The organism is Pseudomonas sp. SIMBA_067 (assembly GCF_046534675.1).
GTDB lineage: Bacteria > Pseudomonadota > Gammaproteobacteria > Pseudomonadales > Pseudomonadaceae > Aquipseudomonas > Aquipseudomonas putida.
In genome coordinates, this window is the sequence record NZ_JAWRYH010000596.1 from 1 (window position 1) to 265 (window position 265).

Genomic DNA, 265 nt, shown 5'->3' on the forward strand with positions numbered 1-265 from the left:
GTATCGCCCCACAGGCGGGTTTCACCTGGCAGCGGCTCATACACCGGCATGTCGTTGGTATCCTGAAAGGTCACTGAAACCGCACCGATGTCCATCAGCGCATCGCTCAGCGTTTCCGCGTGTTCACCTGAGCTATTAATTTTGATTTGAATCCACGGCATAACGTCTCTCTTTCCGTCAATGTTGCGGCGCGTCGACCGTTTGCGGCGCGCGTCCAAACAGGTTGCCCACTAAAAATGCCAGCAGGCTTAAAAGCAGTGAGGGC

1 protein-coding gene is annotated in these 265 nt (G+C 55.1%); it reads right to left on the minus strand.

Annotated elements, in window-relative coordinates; all coding sequences use genetic code 11:
• Positions 1–161: 50S ribosomal protein L11 methyltransferase (locus tag SB765_RS30485; protein ID WP_410932601.1), on the minus strand; the 161-nt coding region annotated here is incomplete at its 3' end.
• Between the last annotated feature and the right edge of the window lie 104 nt (positions 162–265).